The sequence below is a fragment of the Microvirga arvi genome (assembly GCF_016892765.1).
GTDB lineage: Bacteria > Pseudomonadota > Alphaproteobacteria > Rhizobiales > Beijerinckiaceae > Microvirga > Microvirga arvi.
In genome coordinates, this window is the sequence record NZ_JAFEMD010000049.1 from 1 (window position 1) to 18583 (window position 18583).

14 protein-coding genes and 4 pseudogenes are annotated in these 18583 nt (G+C 61.1%); 11 read left to right on the forward strand and 7 right to left on the reverse strand.

Going from position 1 to position 18583, the window contains the following annotated elements:
* The first annotated feature begins 222 nt into the window (after nt 1–222).
* From tnpA to ILT44_RS22945, 4 genes and pseudogenes are all read left to right on the forward strand, one after another.
* Complete coding sequence (tnpA, locus tag ILT44_RS22930; protein WP_181054385.1) at nt 223–645, forward strand: IS66-like element accessory protein TnpA; 423 nt, start codon at nt 223–225, stop codon at nt 643–645.
* A complete protein-coding gene (tnpB, locus tag ILT44_RS22935) occupies nt 642–986 on the forward strand; it encodes an IS66 family insertion sequence element accessory protein TnpB (RefSeq protein WP_181053599.1) in 345 nt (114 codons plus the stop codon). Before tnpA ends, tnpB begins: the two co-directional genes overlap by 4 nt.
* A gap of 47 nt (nt 987–1033) precedes the next feature.
* Nucleotides 1034–2131 (forward strand): annotated as a pseudogene (gene tnpC / locus ILT44_RS22940) (IS66 family transposase); the annotation flags it as partial.
* 72 nt (nt 2132–2203) lie between these two features.
* Nucleotides 2204–2380, forward strand: a complete 177-nt coding sequence (locus ILT44_RS22945; RefSeq protein ID WP_204241935.1) for a hypothetical protein — start codon at nt 2204–2206, stop codon at nt 2378–2380.
* A gap of 234 nt (nt 2381–2614) precedes the next feature.
* Here ILT44_RS22945 and ILT44_RS31955 read toward each other — a convergent pair.
* Both ILT44_RS31955 and ILT44_RS22965 read right to left on the reverse strand, forming a co-directional pair.
* Nucleotides 2615–3721, reverse strand: a pseudogene (locus tag ILT44_RS31955) (recombinase family protein); the annotation flags it as partial.
* Between the two features lie 3 nt (nt 3722–3724).
* Nucleotides 3725–3916: a hypothetical protein gene (locus ILT44_RS22965; RefSeq protein ID WP_204241936.1), complete on the reverse strand. Its 192-nt coding sequence runs from the start codon at nt 3914–3916 to the stop codon at nt 3725–3727.
* Between the two features lie 150 nt (nt 3917–4066).
* Between ILT44_RS22965 and tnpC (ILT44_RS22970) the strand changes: the two are divergent.
* Nucleotides 4067–4671 (forward strand): annotated as a pseudogene (gene tnpC / locus ILT44_RS22970) (IS66 family transposase); the annotation flags it as partial.
* A gap of 214 nt (nt 4672–4885) precedes the next feature.
* Here the strand turns inward: tnpC (ILT44_RS22970) and ILT44_RS22975 are convergent.
* The 5 genes and pseudogenes from ILT44_RS22975 to ILT44_RS22995 all read right to left on the reverse strand — a co-directional run.
* Entirely contained in the window at nt 4886–5347 is a 462-nt protein-coding gene (locus ILT44_RS22975) for a MaoC family dehydratase (protein WP_204241937.1), read from the reverse strand.
* 639 nt (nt 5348–5986) lie between these two features.
* Nucleotides 5987–8215 (reverse strand): xanthine dehydrogenase family protein molybdopterin-binding subunit, encoded by a 2229-nt coding sequence (locus ILT44_RS22980; protein ID WP_204241938.1) that lies wholly within the window; start codon nt 8213–8215, stop codon nt 5987–5989.
* Nucleotides 8216–8220: 5 nt separating this feature from the next.
* Nucleotides 8221–9237 carry an FAD binding domain-containing protein gene (locus ILT44_RS22985; RefSeq protein WP_204241939.1) on the reverse strand — a complete coding sequence of 339 codons (1017 nt, stop codon included), beginning with the start codon at nt 9235–9237 and terminating at the stop codon, nt 8221–8223.
* Nucleotides 9234–9764 (reverse strand): (2Fe-2S)-binding protein, encoded by a 531-nt coding sequence (locus tag ILT44_RS22990; RefSeq protein WP_204241940.1) that lies wholly within the window; start codon nt 9762–9764, stop codon nt 9234–9236. The genes ILT44_RS22985 and ILT44_RS22990 overlap by 4 nt, the downstream gene beginning before the upstream one ends.
* A 144-nt stretch (nt 9765–9908) precedes the next feature.
* Nucleotides 9909–10379, reverse strand: a pseudogene (locus tag ILT44_RS22995) (alpha/beta hydrolase); the annotation flags it as partial.
* Between the two features lie 315 nt (nt 10380–10694).
* On the opposite strand from ILT44_RS22995, the gene ILT44_RS23000 reads away from it, so the two are divergent.
* The 6 genes from ILT44_RS23000 (at nt 10695) to ILT44_RS23025 (ending at nt 18512) form a co-directional block, all read left to right on the forward strand.
* Complete coding sequence (locus tag ILT44_RS23000) at nt 10695–11879, forward strand: tyrosine-type recombinase/integrase (RefSeq protein ID WP_204241942.1); 1185 nt, start codon at nt 10695–10697, stop codon at nt 11877–11879.
* A gap of 64 nt (nt 11880–11943) precedes the next feature.
* Nucleotides 11944–12678 (forward strand): S1 family serine peptidase, encoded by a 735-nt coding sequence (locus tag ILT44_RS23005; protein ID WP_204241943.1) that lies wholly within the window; start codon nt 11944–11946, stop codon nt 12676–12678.
* A 13-nt stretch (nt 12679–12691) separates the two neighbouring features.
* Entirely contained in the window at nt 12692–13462 is a 771-nt protein-coding gene (locus ILT44_RS23010; RefSeq protein WP_204241944.1) for a hypothetical protein, read from the forward strand.
* A 550-nt stretch (nt 13463–14012) separates the two neighbouring features.
* Complete coding sequence (locus ILT44_RS23015) at nt 14013–15704, forward strand: tyrosine-type recombinase/integrase (RefSeq protein WP_204241945.1); 1692 nt, start codon at nt 14013–14015, stop codon at nt 15702–15704.
* A gap of 2 nt (nt 15705–15706) precedes the next feature.
* Nucleotides 15707–16771 carry a site-specific integrase gene (locus ILT44_RS23020; RefSeq protein WP_204241946.1) on the forward strand — a complete coding sequence of 355 codons (1065 nt, stop codon included), beginning with the start codon at nt 15707–15709 and terminating at the stop codon, nt 16769–16771.
* Nucleotides 16772–17099: 328 nt separating this feature from the next.
* Nucleotides 17100–18512, forward strand: coding sequence for an FAD-binding oxidoreductase (locus tag ILT44_RS23025; RefSeq protein ID WP_204241947.1), 1413 nt, complete (start codon nt 17100–17102; stop codon nt 18510–18512).
* Nucleotides 18513–18583: the final 71 nt, after the last annotated feature.

The following is an 18583-nucleotide window of genomic DNA, read 5'->3' on the forward strand; positions in this document are numbered from 1 at the left end:
ACGTGCTGGCCTACAATCTGAAGCGGATGATCAACATCCTGGGTGTCGGGCCTTTGCTGAAGGCTCTGGCAGCCTGAGCCCTCTTGCCGCCGCGGATCACGCCCAAACAACCGTCAACGCACGTCGCTCAAAAGTACGCATCCGAGCTGGGCCGCCTTGTAGAATTGAGGCATTTGGAAGAGCACTGGCTATATCGACGTCGATATGGACGGTGTTGTAGCCATGGACATTATCAGGGATCGTGAGCCGGTCAGCCGCCTGGATGTGGTCGACACGGGCCGCCGTCGCCGTTTCAGCGATGAAGCCAAGCTGGCGATTGTGGCCGAGAGCTATCGCGGGCCAAAGCAGGTGTCGGCCACGGCGCGCCGGCACGGGATCACCCGCTTTCAATTGAACAGCTGGCGCAAGGCTCATAGAGAAGGACGGCTTGGCGCTGGTTCATGGGATGGGTTTGTGCCCGCCCTGGTCGTTCCGGACGCTCGCGCGCCCTTGGAGCCTTCGCCGACGGCACCGGTGCCGTATCCCCCAAGCGGCCTCGGTCGGATGGACGTTGTCACCGCGAACGGGCGGCATGTGATCGTCGACCGGGATGTCGATGTCGATGCGCTGCTGCGGATCATCCGGGGTCTTGAGGCGCTGCGATGATCCCAATCCCAACCGGCGTTCGGGTATGGCTGGCGACGGGCTATACTGACATGAGACGGGGCTTTCCATCGTTGGCCCTGCAGGTGCAGGAAGTCTTGAAGCATGACCCGCTCAGCGGTCATTTATTTTGCTTTCGGGGCCGTCGCGGCGATCTGATCAAAGTGATTTGGCATGACTCCCAGGGAGCATGCCTGTTCACGAAGCGCCTTGAGCGCGGCAGGTTCATCTGGCCGTCAGCGGCCGATGGCGTCGTGACGATCTCGCCGGCGCAGCTGTCTTACTTGCTGTCCGGAATTGACTGGCGTGCCCCTCAGGAAACTTGGCGTCCGACACGGGTTTGAGCCTGTTTTGCCATTGAATTTGCTGGGAAATCTGGTTCAATGGTGTCATGTCATCGGCACCGTTCTCCCTGCCTTCGGACCTTGCCAGCGCCCAGGCCGCGCTGCTGGCTGAGCGCGAGGCACGGCTGCGCAGCGAGGCCGAGCGGGATGCGGCGGTTGCCGATGCCACCAATGCGAAGGCGAGGCTGTCCAGCACGGAAGCGCTGATCGCGTATCTGCAGCTGCAGATCGGAAAGCTGGAACGTGAGAAGCATGGCCCACGCCGTGAGCGCACCCAACGGCTGATCGACCAGCTGGAATTGCAGCTCGAAGAGCTGGTGACGGCGGCGACCGAGGATGAACTGGCGGCTGAGGCTGCGGCGGCGAAAGCACAGACCGTGCGCGCCTTCACCCGCAAGCGCCCGGTGCGCAAGCCCTTTCCGCAGGACATTGAGCGTGAACGCGTCGTGGTTGAGGCGCCGACGGTCTGCGGGTGCTGTGGCGGCGCACGGCTATCGAAGCTGGGCGAGGACGTGACGGAAACGCTGGAGGAGATCCCGCGCCGCTTCAAGGTGATCGAGACGGTTCGCGAGAAGTTCACGTGCCGGGATTGCGAGGTGATCAGCCAGGCTCCCGCGCCGTTCCATGCCACGCCGCGCGGCTTCCTCGGCCCGCATCTGCTGGCGACGATCGTATTCGACAAGTTCGGACAGCATATCCCTCTGAACCGCCAGAGCACGCGCTTCCAATGCGAGGGCATCGCGCTGTCGACCCAGACCCTGGCCGATCAGGTCGGCCATGTCAGCGCCGCGCTTCAGCCGATCTTCGACCTGATCAAAGCCCATGTGTTTGCCGCCGAACGGCTTCATGGCGACGATACCACGATCCCGATCCTGGCGAAGGGCAAGTGCATGACCGGACGGATCTGGACTTACGTGCGGGACGACCAGCCGTTTGGCGGACCTGCACCGCCGGCCGCGGTCTACTACGCCTCCCGCGATCGGCGCGGCGAGCATCCGCAGAAACACCTGGCCGGGTTCGGCGGCGTGCTTCAGGCGGATTGCTACAACGGCTTCAATCCGCTGTTCGACCCGGCCAAGAATCAGACGCCGATCACAGCCGCTTTCTGCTTCGCACAGACCATCCGAACGCAATCCCACCTTGCCGCTTGAGGCGACCGTGGTGCCGGAGCCTGGATCACGCAGTGGAATAACATGCTGGATCTCCAATGAGCCATCATGGACGATGATCCGCTCGATCACCAGCTGCAGAATGGCTTGTCTCTCCGCAACGCTGGCGGTCTGCAACCGGGATCGGATGCGGTCACTGAAGGTTGCCAGGCTCGTCAGCGCCTCCTCAGCCTGAACACACTGCTGGCGCAAGCGCCAATGCTGCTCAAGCTGCTCTTCGGTTGAACGGCGCTGATCCTCCAGGGCCGTGCGCTGGCTGTGCAACTCCTCCAGGCTGATCACCTCAGCCAGGTAAGCCTCGAGCAGGCGTGGCTCGGCGCGATTCAGCCGATCCAATCGCGCCTGCAGCCGACGGCTGGCTGCATCTTCCTGCCGACCGGAGGCCGCCTGGATCAGAAACTGCTCAAATTGGGCTCGCAATTCGGCGGGATCGCTGAGAAGTCTGACAACATGATCCCAGACTGCCTGCTCCAGAGCATCCGCCTCGAGACGAGCCCGCGGGCACTGGGTCTCGCGCCCAGATGTGAGTGGATCCACGCCCGCACAGCGATAATACCGCCGTCCCACCCGACCACCATGGCCGGGAAAGTAGCACCCATGAATCCCCAGTCCGCAGGTGCCGCACTTGAGCAGGCAGCGCAGCAAGTAATCGTGCTTCTTGTTGCGACGGAAGGACATCTGCGCATTGCGGGAGAGCCGAGCCTGCACACTGTCCCATGTCTGCTGGTTGATCAGCGCTGGAGCGGGAATGGCAATCCACTGCTCAGGGGGACGGGGACGTCGACAGGTCCGCTCCCCCGTACGAGGTGCCCGTGATCGCGGCTTCTTGGGAACCACGTATTCGAAACGGTTCGCATAGGCGATGCCCGTGTAAACGGGATCGGTCAGAATGTGATAAACCACCGAGGACGACCATTGCGCCCGCCCCGATCGTGTGATCCACGGCCCGGCATTGAGGCGCTTGAGGCATTGACGCACGGTGCATGCGTCTTCGACCATCCACGCATAGAGTTGGCGCACCATATCAGCCTCTGCCTCATCAATGACGAGCCGCGCCGGCAGAGCCCCGCGCCGCGTCTCGTAGCGATACCCGTAGGGTGCTTTGGCGCTGATGATATGACCGTCACGCGCCTTCTGGAGCTTGCCGCGCCGGAACCGTTCGGCCAGCACGGCGCGCTCATACTCGGCAATGGCTCCTTGAATTTGCAGCAGAAGCTGATCATTCGGATTATCGGAGATGGGATGGTGCAGGAACACCACCTCGCATCCGACGCGCCGGAACTCCTCCAACAGCAGGACCTGATAGGCGTATTTGCGAGCCAGACGGTCTGGACTGAACACCGCCACCACATCGACGGCGGCGTCGCGCACCGCATCGCGCAATCCATCCAGGCCAGGCCGGTCCAGGCGGGATCCACTGTACCCCTCGTCACGAAAGACATGGGCGTCAGCCAGGACATGGCCGTGTGCGCTGGCCCAGTCCCGTAAAGCTGAAAGCTGGCTGGCGATGGTCTGCTGGCGTTCCTGGCGCTCAGTTGAGACCCGGGCATAGATGGCGGCGCGCATCGGTTATCTCCTGGGTTCAGGGGCACGGCCCGGAACAGGTGATGCATCATCCGGGTCGAGCGGGGACTGGGAAGGGACGAAGCTGAGAAGGCGGCGGTAGGCATGGTCGAGCCGCTCGGATCCATCACGGGTGCGAACCGAGACGGAGCGGATCGTCCAGATCGGCGCCGCCGAGGGGCGCTGATCAGAGGGCATCGGGCGGATCCTCCACGGGAGCCGCCCAGACAGTTCCAGCCAAGCTTAACCAGCTTGGATCGTCCGACGCTCCCGCGGCAGTATCCGGACAGCGCTGACGAATGGCAGGGTGCTTGTGAAGTGCAGCCCGTCGATTGTGTTCGGATGGTCCATGCCCGCAGGAAGTTCTTCGAACTGGTCGATGTCTGCCGCAATCCCCGGCGCGGCCAGAACGCCAGGCCGGTCTCTCCGATTGCGCTGGAGGCGGTCAGGCGCATGGATGCGCTGTTTGCCATCGAGCGCGAGATCAACGGCAGAGTGCGACTGAGCGGCTCGCCGTGCGGCAGGAGAAAAGCAAGCCGCTCCTCGACGAGATGGAGGCCTGGCTGCGCCAGGAGCGGGGTCATCTGTCGCGATCCTCCCCGGTGATCGAGCCGATCAACTACATGCTCTCGCGCTGGGCCGACTTCTCCCGCTTTGTCGACGATGGCCGAATTTGTCTCACGAACAACGCCGCCGAAAGGGCATTGCGTGGTGTCGCCTGCGGCAGAAAATCGTGGCTCTTCGCCGGTTCTGATCGTGGCGCCGACCGGGCCGCCGTCATGCTGACGCTGATCATGACGGCCCGTCTCAACGATGTCGACCCGAAGGCATGGCTCGCCGATATCCTCGCTCGGATCGCCAACCTGCCGATCTCACGCCTCGATGAAATGCTGCCATGGGAATGGAAGAGATTGCGCCAGGGCGAGGCCTCCGCGCCACAGCAGGCCGCCTGAACATCCACCATCATACAACAAACCGGATGACGCGCGACACTCAAAGTCCGCGTGGCTCCTCGGATGCTTACGCTCAAAATCACGTTTCCACACGACCTCGGTCACAAGACGATGATCCGCGCCTCGCAACAACGTCCGCTGCTCCCGAATTGAGTGGACCTTCAGTTTCGGAAAGCTGGCGCCAAGAGCTGCTCCTATGACGAACGCCGCATCTTCAACGCTCCCTTTTGAAGGCAATCAGCTTCGAAACCAGCTTCTGGGCCACCTCGCCATCTTGGTTGTAGGTGAGGCTCTCAAGGATCACCGTCGCACGGTCCGGCTTGGATTGTGACGGCCGGATCTCGATCACCTTGCTCTTCACGTGCAGAACGTCGCCCGGCCGCGTCGGTCGAGGCCAGGAAATCTCGCCTCCTGCGCCAATGATGCCGTGGGCAAAGGGAACGCTGCGCACCAAGAGGTTCATCGTGATGGCCATGGTGTGCCAGCCGCTCGCCGCAAGCCCTTGAAAGAAGGTGGCCTGTGCGGCCTCGGCATCCGTATGGAAGGGCTGCGGATCGTACTCCGTTGCGAAGGCAACGATCTGGTCAGCCTCGATGCGCTGTTCCCGGCTCAGGAATTCCTGACCGACTGCGATGTCGTCCAGATACAGCTTCTGGTCCGTGGGTGCTGGAGACATGGCAGAAACTCCTCCTGGGTGAGCTCATCAAACCGGATTATATGCTGCATGGGCCTGCTCGCGAACCCGTGCCTAGAGGCCACCGCGCGTCGGCACGGGCCCGGACAGCCGCACCAACAGCATGGCCGCCGCCTTAGGTCTGACCTGTGACGGGTACACGCTCGAAATCCTCGAACGTGGTCGACACGTGCAAGCAGCCGATAAGAAGCGGATTGCCCAGATCAGATTGCGTCGAGTGCACGACCTGCTGGGCTGACATTCGCCTTCAGAGAGCGGCATCACAGTGCAGACCATATCCAGTCGAAAGGCAGCTCTGGGTCAAACTGAGCCATTAGGCGTGGCCCAGTGAAGGTCGGCTTACCTTATGACTACAGAAGTTCGGCTTTCGTCTGCCTCGTGCCGGTTTTGTTGAGAAACTCCCGGACGCTGCTTGGGCGGTCTATTACTAGGGTCAGTATGACAAGTCAGGCCCAGCCTCTTGTATGCTGACCACGCGAGAAACGGCACTTACGGACTTTTTCAACACGATCTGCCATTACCGGACGTTCCGTAACTGACCTGACGAGGCAGATTCGGGAACGGACTATCTCTCAAATAAAACACAGGACGCTCCTGAGATAATGTTGCAGGCCTTCTGGTTTACTGCAAAATCTTATCCAACGTGATGGGTAGGTCGCGTACGCGCTTTCCCGTCGCGTGATAGACCGCATTGGCAATCGCGGCTGCAACGCCGACGATGCCGATCTCGCCGAGACCCTTGATGCCGAGCCGATTGATACTCTCGTCAGGCTCGTCGACGAAGATCACTTCAATGTCGTGTATGTCGGCGTTCACCGGCACGTGGTATTCCGCAATGTTGGCATTCATGACCCGGCCGAAGGTGTGATCAAGAAGCGCTTCCTCGTGCAGCGCCATGCCGATGCCCCATACCACGCCGCCCAGGATCTGGCTGCTGGCGGTCTTGGTGTTCAGGATGCGTCCTGCCGCAACCGCATTGACGACGCGGGTGACCCGGACAACCCCGAGTTCTTCATCTACCCTGACCTCGGCGAAGACTGCCGAATGCGTGTTGTGCGAATGCGCTTTGTCCTCGGGAACGCGCGTGGTCTGCTCCTGCTCGATGCGGTCGACGCCGCCATGACGCATGGCATCTGCAATCGACACCATGCGAGCCGGGTCATTGTTGCTCACGAGCTTGCCGTCGGTGATCCGGACGCCATCGGGCGCAACATCTGCAAGCGGCGAATTCGGCACCTGCTTGGCGAGGTCCAATAGTTCACGGCGGATTGATTCGGATGTCGTCACGATTCCATTGGCCACCGAGGCTGCAATCCATGAGCCGCCTTCGACGGGCGATTGCGGCAGCGTCGAGTCGCCGAGCTTGACGGTAACGTTGTCGAGGGGCAGGCCCAGCATGTCGGCTGCGACCTGGGCCATGATCGTGTATGTGCCGGTGCCGATGTCGGAGGTGGCGCATGAGACCTCCGCATGACCATTGGCGGTGAGCGCGATGCGCACCGCGATCGGCATCTGCAACGCCTCCCAGACACCGGTCGCCATACCCCAGCCCACCAGCTCGCTGCCGCCACGCATCGAGCGCGGCTCGGGGTTGCGCTTGTCCCAGCCGAATGCTTCGGCGCCACGGCGGTAGCATTCGCGCAGGTTCTTGCTGCTGTAAGGCAGGTTGGCGATCTGATCACGGTCCGAATAACACCGCAGTCGCAGATCGAGCGGGTCGAGCCCGAGCGCGAACGCGAGCTCGTCCATGGCGCATTCAAGAGCATAGACGCCGGTTGCCGCGCTCGGCGCACGCATGTCGCACGAGGTTGGAAGGTCAAGCGGCACGAGCCTGTGGGCGTATGTCGCGTTGGGGCACTGATAAAGCAGGCCGGACCAGCCGGTCTCCTGCCGATAGAAGTGCTCATACTGCGAGGTAATCGTGATGGCGTCGTGCGTGATCGCCTCGAGGGTTCCGTCGGCCTTGGCGCCCAACTCGATCCGCTGGACCATGGCCGGCCGATAGCCGAGGCCATACATCTGCTGCCGGGTGAGAACGACACGCACGGAGCGTTTTAGCGCAAGAGCAGCCAGCGCAGCGAGCACCACCTGATACTGCGGGCGCAGTCCCGAGCCGAATGCACCGCCCGTGAAGGGCGAAAGCACCCGGACGTGGTCTGGCGCAAGTTCGAGCACGCCGCAGAGATAGCGCTGGACGTTCTGCACGCCCTGAGTCTTGTCGTAGACGGTGAGCGTGCCGTCGGGCTCGTACATCACCGTCGAGGCATAGAGCTCGATTGGGTTGTGATGCTCGATCGGGACGGAATACTCGCCCTGATGGCGCACGGCTGCTGCCGCGAGCGCCGCCTTGGCGTTGCCACGTGGCTTTGGCGGGGCGAAGGGGTTCGCACCGGGCTCCGCAGCGGCTTTCAAGACAGACGCCACATCGCGTTGGCGTTGCATGTCTGTGATGTGAGGCTCCTCGTCGTAGTCGACTTGAACCAGGGAGGCCGCAAACTGGGCGGTCTCTAGATCGTTGGCCACAACCAGCGCCACCGGTTGGCCATCGAACAGGATCCTGTCATCGTACAAAGGACGGAAGGGTGTACCGTCTGGAGCCACGTCGTCCTTGTAGCCGCTGTCGGTATCTGCCATTCGCGGCCGGTTCGTGTGCGTGAGCACATCGATGACGCCGTCGACCTGCAGGGCATCGCTCACGTCGATGCGCGCGATCCTGCCCTTGGCGATGGTGGACGTGACGACGCTGCCGTGTGTAAGGTCGGCGACCTTGGGTTCTGCTGCGTATTTTGCTGCGCCGGTGACCTTGGCATGGCCATCGACGCGGGATGTGGCAGTACCGATATAGGTCATGAGAGTCACCGGATCTTCTTGACGGCTTGGATCTGGGGCGTGCCGCGCGCGGCCTGCGTCAACGTGCGCTCGATCGCACGACGGGCAAGGTCGATTTTGAAATTGTTGTGCCCGAAGCCGCGGCTGTCGTGTAGCAGGATGGCGGCTGCCTTGGCGAAAGCCGCCCGATCAGGAGCTCCGCCCCGCAGGGCTGCTTCGGCCTCCATCCTCCGCCAGGGCTTATGGGCCACGCCGCCGAGCGCAACCCGCGCTTCCGTGATGCGCCCGCCCTCGAGTTCCATGACAGCCGCAACCGACACGAGGGCGAACGCATAGGACAGCCGGTCACGGATCTTTAGGTAGCTGTAGTTAGCGGCGAAGCCCTTGGGCGGCAACTCGATTGCGACAATGATCTCGTCCGGCGCGAGATTGGTGTCGATCTCCGGGGTGTCGCCCGGCAGGCGATGGAAGTCGGCGAAGGGGATCGCGCGGTCGCCGGAGGGCCCTACGACGTGTACCGTTGCCTCGAGCGCCGCGAGCGCGACACACATGTCGGACGGATGGGTCGCAATGCAGGCTTCGCTCGTCCCGAGAATGGCATTGGTGCGGTTGATGCCGCTGATTGCGGAGCAGCCGCTACCGGGAACGCGCTTGTTGCACGGGGTCACCGTGTCATAGAAGTACAGGCACCGCGTGCGCTGCATCAGGTTGCCGCCGGTCGAGGCCATGTTGCGCAATTGCTGCGATGCCCCAGCAAGAATGGCGCTCGACAACAGGGGATACCGCTCTTCGACCAGCGGATGGTAGGCCAAGTCGCTGTTCGGCACGAGTGCCCCGATGCGCAAGCCCCCGCTCGGGGTTTCCTCAACGGTCCTGAGTGGCAGATGCGAGATGTCGATGAGTCGCCCCGGACGCTCAACATCGTACTTCATCAGGTCCAGTATGTTGGTGCCCCCAGCGATGAGCCTGGCGTCGGGATCGGCTGCGATCTGTCGGAGAGCGTCGCTGACGTCGGTCGCTTGGGTGAATTGGAAGTTGATCATGGCTTGCTTCCCATTTCAGCCATGGCCTGCTGAATCGCCGCGACGATTCTTGGATACGCGCCGCAGCGGCAGATATTGCCGCTCATCAGTTCACGGATCTCGTCAGCAGTATGCGCCCGGCCCTCGCTGATCAGGGCCACGGCCGACATGATCTGGCCGGGCGTGCAATAGCCGCACTGGAAGGCGTCGTGGTCGATGAAGGCCTGCTGCACCGGGTGCAGGGCGCCGTCCTTCGCCAGTCCCTCGACGGTGGTCACATGGGCGCCGTCGAGCATGATGGCGAGGGCGAGGCAGGAATTCACCCGGCGTCCATCCACGAGCACGGTACAGGCGCCGCATTGGCCGTGATCACAGCCCTTTTTGGTACCAGTCAGATCCAGATCCTCGCGCAGCGCGTCGAGCAACGTCGTCCACGGTGCAACAGTCAGCGTGCGCGCCACGTCGTTGACATGAAGCGTGATTGTAACCTTTGAAGGCAGTGACGGGCTGTTCCGGCCCTTTTGGGCCTCTCGCAACGGCTTATCCATGGGGATCGTCCAACCAGACAGCGGCTATCATGTTACGCAGTGTGGCGGAGAGGTCGTACGGATCCTGCTCCGGATACGCTACCATTGATTTACAGTCTGCCTGTCACCCGGTGGAGTCAAGGCGCTGGAGCAGCGGACCACTGATCAACCTGCTGCTTCGAGGACAGCCTCGGCAAAGGCCTGCGGTGCCTCCTGCGGCAGGTTGTAGCCGATGCCGCCAGTGATCAGCCAATGCTCGTACCGGCCAGAGAACTTTCTGGCATAAACTGCCGGGTCTGGATGCGGGGCGCCATTCGCGTCGCCTTCCAAGGTGATCGTCGGGACGCTGATCAGCGGGAATGCGGCGAGCTGCTTTTCCAAGTTCTCAAGTTTCGGATCACCGTCCGCCAGGCCGAGCCGCCAACGGTAATTGTGGATGACGACCTCTACGTGGTCTGGGTTGTCGAAGGATGCCGCGCTACGGTCGAACGTGGCAGCGTCGAACGTCCATTGTGGCGAAGCGAGCTGCCAGATGAGTTTTGCGAAGTCGTGCCGGTACTTGTCGTAGCCGGCCCGGCCGCGATCGGCGGCAAAATAGAACTGATACCACCATTCGAGCTCGGCTTTGGGCGGTAGCCTACCAAGCACCCGTTGTTACCCTCCATGTTACCCTAAGAGGAACTTCGAGAAAGATGCCTATTTCGTCAAAATCGCAAAACCCTTGCCGGTTAAGGGTTTGAAGTGGTGAGCGCGCTGGGACTCGAACCCAGGACCCTCTGATTAAAAGTCAGGTAGCAGCACGTTCCTGGCAATTGATGATGATAGCTCGTTGAGCATAAATGACTGATATCGCTATATTTCTGTGGGTCGATCGTTCCTGATGATAGCTCCGCTTGCAAATTTCTGGCTACCTATTTGCCACCCAGGTAGCCAGGAACGAGCCCGCCCATCATGCCGACTTGCAAGCTCACCAAGCGCATCATTGATACCTTGCCTGCTCCTGTCGGTCGTGACGAGATCTGGTGGGATGAAGACCTGAAGGGCTTTGGCCTGAAGATCACCCCAGCAGGGCGCAGGGTTTTCCTCGTCCAGTACCGGCCTGCCGGCGACCGCCGCAATCCGCGCAAGTACACGATAGGAGAATACGGTCCGACGACGCCGCATCAGGCCCGCGTCGAGGCTCAACGGGTCTTGGCCGAGCGGGCGGCCGGGCGTGACCCTCAGGCGGAGAAGCAGACCGCGAAGCGCCGGATCGCTTCTGAGCAGGTGTCGGACCTTGCGGCGGAGTTCATCGCCAGGCACGTGTCACAGAACCGGACGGTCGCCGAGACCGCCCGCATCCTACACCGAGAGGTCCTGCCGTACTGGGGCTCCTGGACGGTTGACGAGGTGCGGAAGCGCGATGTCATTGCCTTGCTCGATCGGGTGCGAGAGCGTGGAGCGCCTATCATGGCCAACAGGGTATTGGCCGCAGTTCGCAAGTTTTTCAACTGGTGCATAGGACGAGGGATCCTTGAGATCTCGCCCTGTTCCGGCGTTGCCATGCCTGCCCGAGAGCAGGCGCGACATCGCGTGCTAACGGATGAAGAACTGGCCGAGATCCTGCAAACTGCTCGGAAGATCGGGTTTCCATTTGGCTCAATCGTCGAAGTCCTCGTCGTGACAGGGCAGCGCCGGGATGAGGTCGGACGGATGGCTTGGGCGGATCTCGACTTGGATCGCCAAGTTTGGATTGTTCCAGAGGAGCATTCCAAAAACGGCAAGCCACACATCGTACATTTGAGCGCACCAGCCCTCTCGTTATTAACGGCGGTACCCCGTACAGGAGAGTTGGTGTTCTCGGGTGATGGCAGAACGCTTTTCCAAGGGCACTCGAAAGCTAAGAGGCGCCTTGATCAACTCTCGGGGGTAACCGGTTGGACCTTGCACGATCTGAGGAGGACTGTCGTATCCGGCATGGCTCGCCTTGGGGTGGCGCCACACATTGCAGACAAGATCCTCAACCACCAGACTGGAACAATCTCGGGCATAGCGGCCGTGTACCAACGGCACGAGTTCCTAAGCGAGCGCAAGGATGCGCTCGAACTCTGGGGGCGGCACATCCGCGGTCTTGCGTCAGGACGAATGGCAGCGTGATGTTGGGCGACCCAGCCTGGCCTCTCGACCACACCAATCAACGATTGCGGACATGGACCATAGAATGAGTACCCCACCTCAATCCCAAAAGCGGCTTTTCGACGTGATCCGGGCCTCGCGCCCGGTCTTATTCCAGAACTACTTTGAGGGATACGAGTACTCCCTGACGGGAACGAGCTTCCTCTGCGAATTCGAGAGCAATCAGTTCATCGTTACAGCCAAGCACGTCCTTGATGGCTTTGATCCGGAAGCGATTTGCATTCCGTTTCATTATGAAAGCAGAGAATTCCTCCCATACACGTGCGTCTGCACTCCAGTCAGCAGTGATCCAGAGGAGGTTGATAAGTTCGACATTGCCGTTTTGCCAATTGCACAGAACTTTGATGAGACTGATCTATCTGGCGAAGGCCCGTTCAGCCTCACCGTTGATACAATTGAGCAGACACTGGAGCCGGGTACACACCTCGTCCTCCGGGGCTTCCCGGATGGCACGAATAAGATAGATTACGACAAGAACACAATCATTCGAGAGGGCACGGCTTTTGGAGCTACAATCGTAGGCCCATCGATAATCAACGGATGCACTGAAATCGCCTTCAACGACCTCAGTGAATGTCACAGCATCAATGGCCTAAGTGGATCGCCGGTCTTCAGCATCAACTCGCTCATTCCACCCTATAAAGTGCGCTTGGCTGGCATGCTACTGCGCGGCACAAAGTCCTCCAGCCGTGGGCATATGCTGAATGCGCGTCTCGTACTCGGGATGATCAAGGCTGCCGCAGCCCAAGTTTTCATATAACGGTCTGGAGCAAATGTCTGACTTCTCGGATGAACAACCTACTTTGCAAGATATGTTGGCGTTGATGGGGCCGGGAACCGCCAACCTTCAGGTTGAGCCAGAGTTCTTTAACGGCGTATTGCATCGACTACACAAACGTTTCGGGTTGAAGTTTGATAATGTGCAGAGCGCCTTCAACGTGCTGCGTGACTATATGCCAAGCATAGGGGGATACTATCGAAAGGAGACAGCAAGCATCGACCGAAAGACACTACTCAGGAAGCTAACTCGGCTCTCACAGAGCACCCGAGCAACGATCCAAGCAATCAAGCCTTTCACCGGCGGTTCGGCAGTCTGGAACGATAAGAGCACGACATTTGCTGATGACCCAGTCACCTACTCCCATTTCTTCATCGACGCTGTCGCATTGACCTATGACCCCGACATATCTCCATGGAAGGTCGACAACGAACTTAAGAATGTAATTGGTCAACTCCAGCAGATCTCGATTTATACCGACGGAATTTTGGCTGGCTTTGAGGACCTCCCATCGAAACAGGGGCAGCGAGGGATCGCCTGGTACGACCACTTTGTTAGAGCGTTGCTTGAAGCTGCCACACGCCTTGGGATGTCGACTTCAACACGAGACAGTGGATCAAAGGATGGAGGCGGAACTGCATTCACTGAATTTGTGCTCGAGTTTGAGAAACTACTGCCAGAAGCGGGTCGATCGCCATCCGCTATAGCGTGCGCAAAAAGGATCAATCGAAGTCTCAGCCGGTTGAGGAAATTGGAACAGAAGTAGGCACAAATTGCCCAGTTCCGTCGCGTGACGGTAGCTGAGGTTTGGCCAAGTCTCTGTGGGAACGGCGATCAATCGTCAGAACACAGAGGCAAATATGAGCAAAACTCCCGATCAGGTCCTGACCTCCGCAGAAGCTGCCAAAGAGCTCAAAGTAAGCATCAGCTTCCTTGCCAAGGCGCGGATGAACGGCACGGGCCCAGCCTTTATCCGATGCGGCCGCGCGGTGCGCTACACCCAGACAGCCCTGGAAGTCTACAAGGCGGCCCAGACCCGCACGTCAACATCCCAATACACTAGGATCACCAGTCGGCTCCCGGCTGCGAAGGCTAAACCAAGTCGGCCGAAGAGGTGCGCACGATCAGACGAGCCCGACCTGCTCGATCATCTATCTGCATCCATCTCAATACATCATGATACATGAAGTAATATATAGATTAGTATCGTACGTCTGAGTACAGGTAGCCTATATATACTTGACCATATCCCGATCTGAGCTACCATCTACTTCGATCCACTCCGGTCCATTCCAATCCATTTGGAACGCATCCCAATGAACGAGATCACGCCCCCTGCCCTGCTCGAATTGTCCCTGGAAGAAGCCATTGCTCTCATCGGCAAGGCCGAGACCTTGTCTCCGGTCACCCGTGCCCAATGGATTTGCTCGCTCCGGCAAATCGGACGCTGGCTCGACCGCCCCTTGTCCCTGATCCCGGCACGCTGGACGGCTTTACGCCTGCCCGTCGAGCGACTTCACCATGTTCCTCTTGGGCTGTCGGTGCAGACGCTTCGGAACCACAAGGCGAACCTGAAAGCTGCCTTACGGTACTTACGCGGAGAGGCCGATGTGCCGGTGCGGGGTACGCCCCTCACCCCAGCGTGGGCAACGCTCCGGGACAAGATCACGGATCGTGGTCGGCGCGCGCGCCTCTACGGCATGATGCGCTATGCCTCCGCCAAGGGCGTTGCGCCGGAGCAGGTAACAGACGATGTCCTTGTCACTTATCTGACCTACCGAACCGAGACAACGGCTCGCCTTGGAGGGCCTGCCGCCCATAGGTCGACTGCGCGGTCGTGGAATGAGTGCCAGGAGCAGCTCCCGGGCTGGCCTGCGGTTCGCCTTGCGATGCCGGCACTTCCCTCACGGCTGATCGGTCCGACCTGGGACGAGTTCTCGCAGGGTCTCCGAGACGATATTCAAGCCTATCTCGAAGGACTGGCTGGCACCCGCCGGACGGCCTCGGGCAAGAAGCTCCGGCCCGCGAAAGCCTCCACGATCTCAACGCGTCGGCGCGAGATCGAAGCCTTTGCCCGCCGCGCCGTTCACATGGGTCTTCCGCTCGAAGATCTCACCTCGCTGCGCGCCCTTCTCGATCCTGATGTGGTTGGGCGGATCCTCGATGATTACGAACAAGAGGCTGGAGGCGCTCCCAGCACCTACATGATTGAACTGGCCTGGAAGGTGCTGTCGATCGCTCGTCAAGTGGGCGGCTTCGATGACCTTGCCCTGGAGCGGCTTGATGACATTCGCTTTAATCTCGATGCCGAGAGAAGTGAGGACATGACCGAGTTCAATCTCGCGTTTGTGCATAAGGTCCTGAGCGGCCCGATTTGGGATGAGGTCATCCGGACGCCCTATCGCCTGATCGAGGAAGCTCGCAGCCTGCGCGACCATGCTCCTGTCAAGGCTGCCTTACGTGCCCAGTTAGCGGTTGCAGTGGGACTCCTCACCGCAGCGCCCGTACGCTGTGGCAACCTTGTGCGGATCCGTCTGGAGAAGAACCTGATCCGGCCAGGCGGTCCCGGAACCCGCTATCTGCTGACCTTCCCAAAGTACGATGTAAAGAACCGCGTGAAGCTCGAGTTTAAGCTCAGGGAGCGGCTGACGGCACTCATCGACGAGTACCTGCACGATTACCGTCCGGTGCTGCTGCGGGGCCACAATGAGTTGTGGCTGTTCCCAGGCGAGAGCGGGTCGTTCAAGACGCCGAGCATGTTCAGCGAGCAGATCACCAGCGCCGTCGAGAAGGCCACAGGCCTGAGGGTGCGGACCCACCAGTTCCGTCATGCCGCCGCGGCCCTGATCCTCAAGCGCGAGCCGGGCAACTATGAGTTCGTGCGCCGGATCCTCGGGCACAAGAGCCTGAAGACCACGACGAAGTTCTACGTCAGCCTTGAGAGCCTCACCGCGACCGAGCGTTTTGGCGAGATCGTCGACTCTCATCTTGATGGCAAGGAGGCGTGAGCATGATCACCTCCTTGCCCCTTGACGGATGGCCTGCCGCCGACCGCCTCGCATGGCTTCGCGCGTGCGAGCCTGGTGTGAGGTGGAGGCGCGGCGGCGCGGCGTCCCGGTGGAAGCCGGTAACCCGCGAGGATCTTGAGCGCCGTTACGGCTACTTCCTGGAGTCGCTCCTGGAGCGCGGCGCTCTCGATCCTCAAGCCGGGGCTGGCGGGCTGGTCACGCCAGAAAACGTTGACTGCTATATTGAGCGCGTCCGCTCCGGCTGGACATCTGTGACCCTCGCCCGCTCGGTGTACAAGCTGCGGCGCATGGCAGGGATCCTGGCACCGGCCGCAGATCTCGACTGGCTGACTGAAATTGCCAAAGACCTGAACCTTGTTGCCTACCCGCTGGAGCGGTTCGACCGCGTCGTCCTCTCCGAGGTTCTGATCCGGGCAGGCCTCACGCTGGTCAGGGAAGCCCAGGTGGCTCGCAGGCGCCGGCCGATCTGGCGGGCAGGTCAGATCCGTGATGGCCTCATGATCGCCATGCTCGCTTACTGCCCCATTCGGTTGAAGAACTTCTCGGCGCTCGAACTCGGCCACAGCTTCGTGCGCGAGCGGGATCGTTGGGCGATCACAATGCTTGGTGCAGAGGTCAAGAACGGACGGGCTGATCTCCGGCTTATCCGAGCCCGTCTCAATCCTGCAATCGGCCTTTATCTTACTTGGGCGAGACCATGGCTGATGCGGCACACCGACGAGTTCATGATCGGAGAGGAGCAAAACAGACTGCTTACTGGCCCACTATGGGTTGGGCAGTATGGCGAGGCCCTTAGCTATGGCAGTGTCGAACGAAGGGTTATGGAGGCCACCCGGTGCGTCATCGGACGGGCTCTCAGCCCACATGACTTCCGGCGGTGCGGGGCCTTCACCGCGCGGTATCGGGCAGGATCCGAGCCGTACTTGGCGAGCGGCTTGTTGCAGCACCGGGACAAGAAGCTCGTCGACGAGAATTACAATCTTGCCAGCAGCCTGGAAGTTGCTGACCTGTTCGGCGGGTGGATCGACGACATTGCAGGATCTTGATGCGGGAGAGGGCAAGGGAGGGCCCCTGCCCTCTCCCGAACTTCCGCTTTGAGCCCCTCATCTGACCAAGGCCTCGGGTCCGGAAAGTGCCAGCAGCGCGCCTCAGGAGGAGGCAAGGCACTACGCCATGGTTAGATCGCGCAGAGCTGAACACCGACAATCCAAGCAACCCGATTGATACTCCCCGTACGCCGAGGATCTGTCTGTGGTACTCCTGCTTGGCAAATAGATCTTGCCATTTGTCCGATCTTCTTGCCGAAGGGGTTTGCTCCTTGGCGGTATAGATCGTCGGCTCGAAGGCTTGTTAGCCAATTTTGCGAGATCGAACATGCAACTCGTTGCCGAACAGCTCGCAGCGATCCTCGGCCCGAAGGGCTGGATTGTCGGCGAGGATACCGGGCCTTGGCGCCGCGACTGGCTGAACCGCTACGGCGAACCGCCGCTCGGTGTCGCTCGGCCGGCCTCGACCGAGGAAGTAGCAGCAGTCGTCAATGCGTGCCGCGTGGCCGGCGTGCCATTAGTCCCACAGGGCGGCAACACCGGGCTATGTGGCGGGGCCGTGCTTGGCGCCCCGGGTGGCGTGATCGTCTCGCTTGCTCGCATGAACCACATGTCAATGCCAGACCCGGCAGGAGGCTCGGTGTTGGCGGAGGCCGGCGTGGTGCTGGCGCAACTGCACAAGGCGCTTGAGGGAAGTGGGTTGATGTTCCCGATGCACCTCGGCGCGGAAGGCAGCGCCCAAATCGGCGGCTTGGTCGCCACCAATGCCGGAGGTAGCCACGCCTTTCGGTTCGGGACCATGCAGGATCTGGTTCTCGGCCTTGAGGTAGTCCTGCCTGACGGCTCCGTCTGGAACGGCCTTCGGGCAGTCCAAAAGGATAACGCAGGCTATCAATTGCGGCGCCTGGTCTGCGGCTCAGAGGGAACCCTTGGCATCGTCACGCAGGCGGTCCTGAAGCTCTACTCTGCGCCGAGCACGCGCGCCACGGCCCTCCTGGCGTTTTCAGGCGAGGACGATGCCGTTGCATTCGGTGCACGGGCCCGCGTCGAGGCGGGCGAGTTCCTGACTGGGCTGGAGTTCTTCTCAGATCTTGGCTTATCTTTCGCGCTGAAGCACATCGCAGGGCTCGCCTTCCCACTCGGAGCGCGCGGGGGCACCTATCTCCTCGTCGAGGTCTCCACCGGCTCGCCGCACGTGGCGCTCGAAGATGTGCTGATGTCGATATTTCAGACGGGCATTGAGGAAGGGCTGGTGCTCGATGGTGCCCTCGCGAGCTCTGAAAGCCAGCGCGCGGCGTTCTGGCGACTGCGCGAGGAACAGCCCGAGGGCCAAAGGCTCGAAGGCGCGCAACTCAAGCACGACATCGCGGTGCCGCCGGGTCGGATCGCGGACTTCGTTTCCGAGGCGCGCGCCATGACCGGGGCGATTCTGCCTGGCGTGCGGGTGAACCCATTCGGCCATCTGGCCGACGGCAACATACACTGCAACCTCTCGCCGCCCCCTAATACCCCGGATTTCGCCGGCAGGGAGGCCGAGATCGGGCTGGCACTGGCGGGACTGGCCGACCGACTCGGCGGCAGCTTTGCGGCCGAGCATGGGCTCGGCCGATCGAAGGTTGCGCTCGCCGACGCGGTCCGTTCCTCCGTTGAGCGGCGCTTGATGGCACGCGTCAAGCAAGCTTTCGATCCCGACTTCCAGCTCAACCCCGGCGTCGTCATCAGAGCGCCGATCGACAAGTAGGGCTTGTCAATCAGCCGTATTAATTGCTTTTGCAGAAGCCCTATTGCGGGCAGCATCCCCCAAGGACGCCC

What these genes read in the sequence shown, in the direction of transcription:
- tnpA (WP_181054385.1), top strand. Translation starts at nt 223, where the DNA reads ATGGACATTATCAGGGATCGTGAGCCGGTCAGCCGCCTGGATGTGGTC.
- tnpB (WP_181053599.1), top strand. Translation starts at nt 642, where the DNA reads ATGATCCCAATCCCAACCGGCGTTCGGGTATGGCTGGCGACGGGCTAT.
- ILT44_RS22945 (WP_204241935.1), top strand. Translation starts at nt 2,204, where the DNA reads ATGGACGATGATCCGCTCGATCACCAGCTGCAGAATGGCTTGTCTCTC.
- ILT44_RS22965 (WP_204241936.1), bottom strand. Translation starts at nt 3,916, where the DNA reads ATGCCCTCTGATCAGCGCCCCTCGGCGGCGCCGATCTGGACGATCCGC.
- ILT44_RS22975 (WP_204241937.1), bottom strand. Translation starts at nt 5,347, where the DNA reads ATGTCTCCAGCACCCACGGACCAGAAGCTGTATCTGGACGACATCGCA.
- ILT44_RS22980 (WP_204241938.1), bottom strand. Translation starts at nt 8,215, where the DNA reads ATGACCTATATCGGTACTGCCACATCCCGCGTCGATGGCCATGCCAAG.
- ILT44_RS22985 (WP_204241939.1), bottom strand. Translation starts at nt 9,237, where the DNA reads ATGATCAACTTCCAATTCACCCAAGCGACCGACGTCAGCGACGCTCTC.
- ILT44_RS22990 (WP_204241940.1), bottom strand. Translation starts at nt 9,764, where the DNA reads ATGGATAAGCCGTTGCGAGAGGCCCAAAAGGGCCGGAACAGCCCGTCA.
- ILT44_RS23000 (WP_204241942.1), top strand. Translation starts at nt 10,695, where the DNA reads ATGCCGACTTGCAAGCTCACCAAGCGCATCATTGATACCTTGCCTGCT.
- ILT44_RS23005 (WP_204241943.1), top strand. Translation starts at nt 11,944, where the DNA reads ATGAGTACCCCACCTCAATCCCAAAAGCGGCTTTTCGACGTGATCCGG.
- ILT44_RS23010 (WP_204241944.1), top strand. Translation starts at nt 12,692, where the DNA reads ATGTCTGACTTCTCGGATGAACAACCTACTTTGCAAGATATGTTGGCG.
- ILT44_RS23015 (WP_204241945.1), top strand. Translation starts at nt 14,013, where the DNA reads ATGAACGAGATCACGCCCCCTGCCCTGCTCGAATTGTCCCTGGAAGAA.
- ILT44_RS23020 (WP_204241946.1), top strand. Translation starts at nt 15,707, where the DNA reads ATGATCACCTCCTTGCCCCTTGACGGATGGCCTGCCGCCGACCGCCTC.
- ILT44_RS23025 (WP_204241947.1), top strand. Translation starts at nt 17,100, where the DNA reads ATGCAACTCGTTGCCGAACAGCTCGCAGCGATCCTCGGCCCGAAGGGC.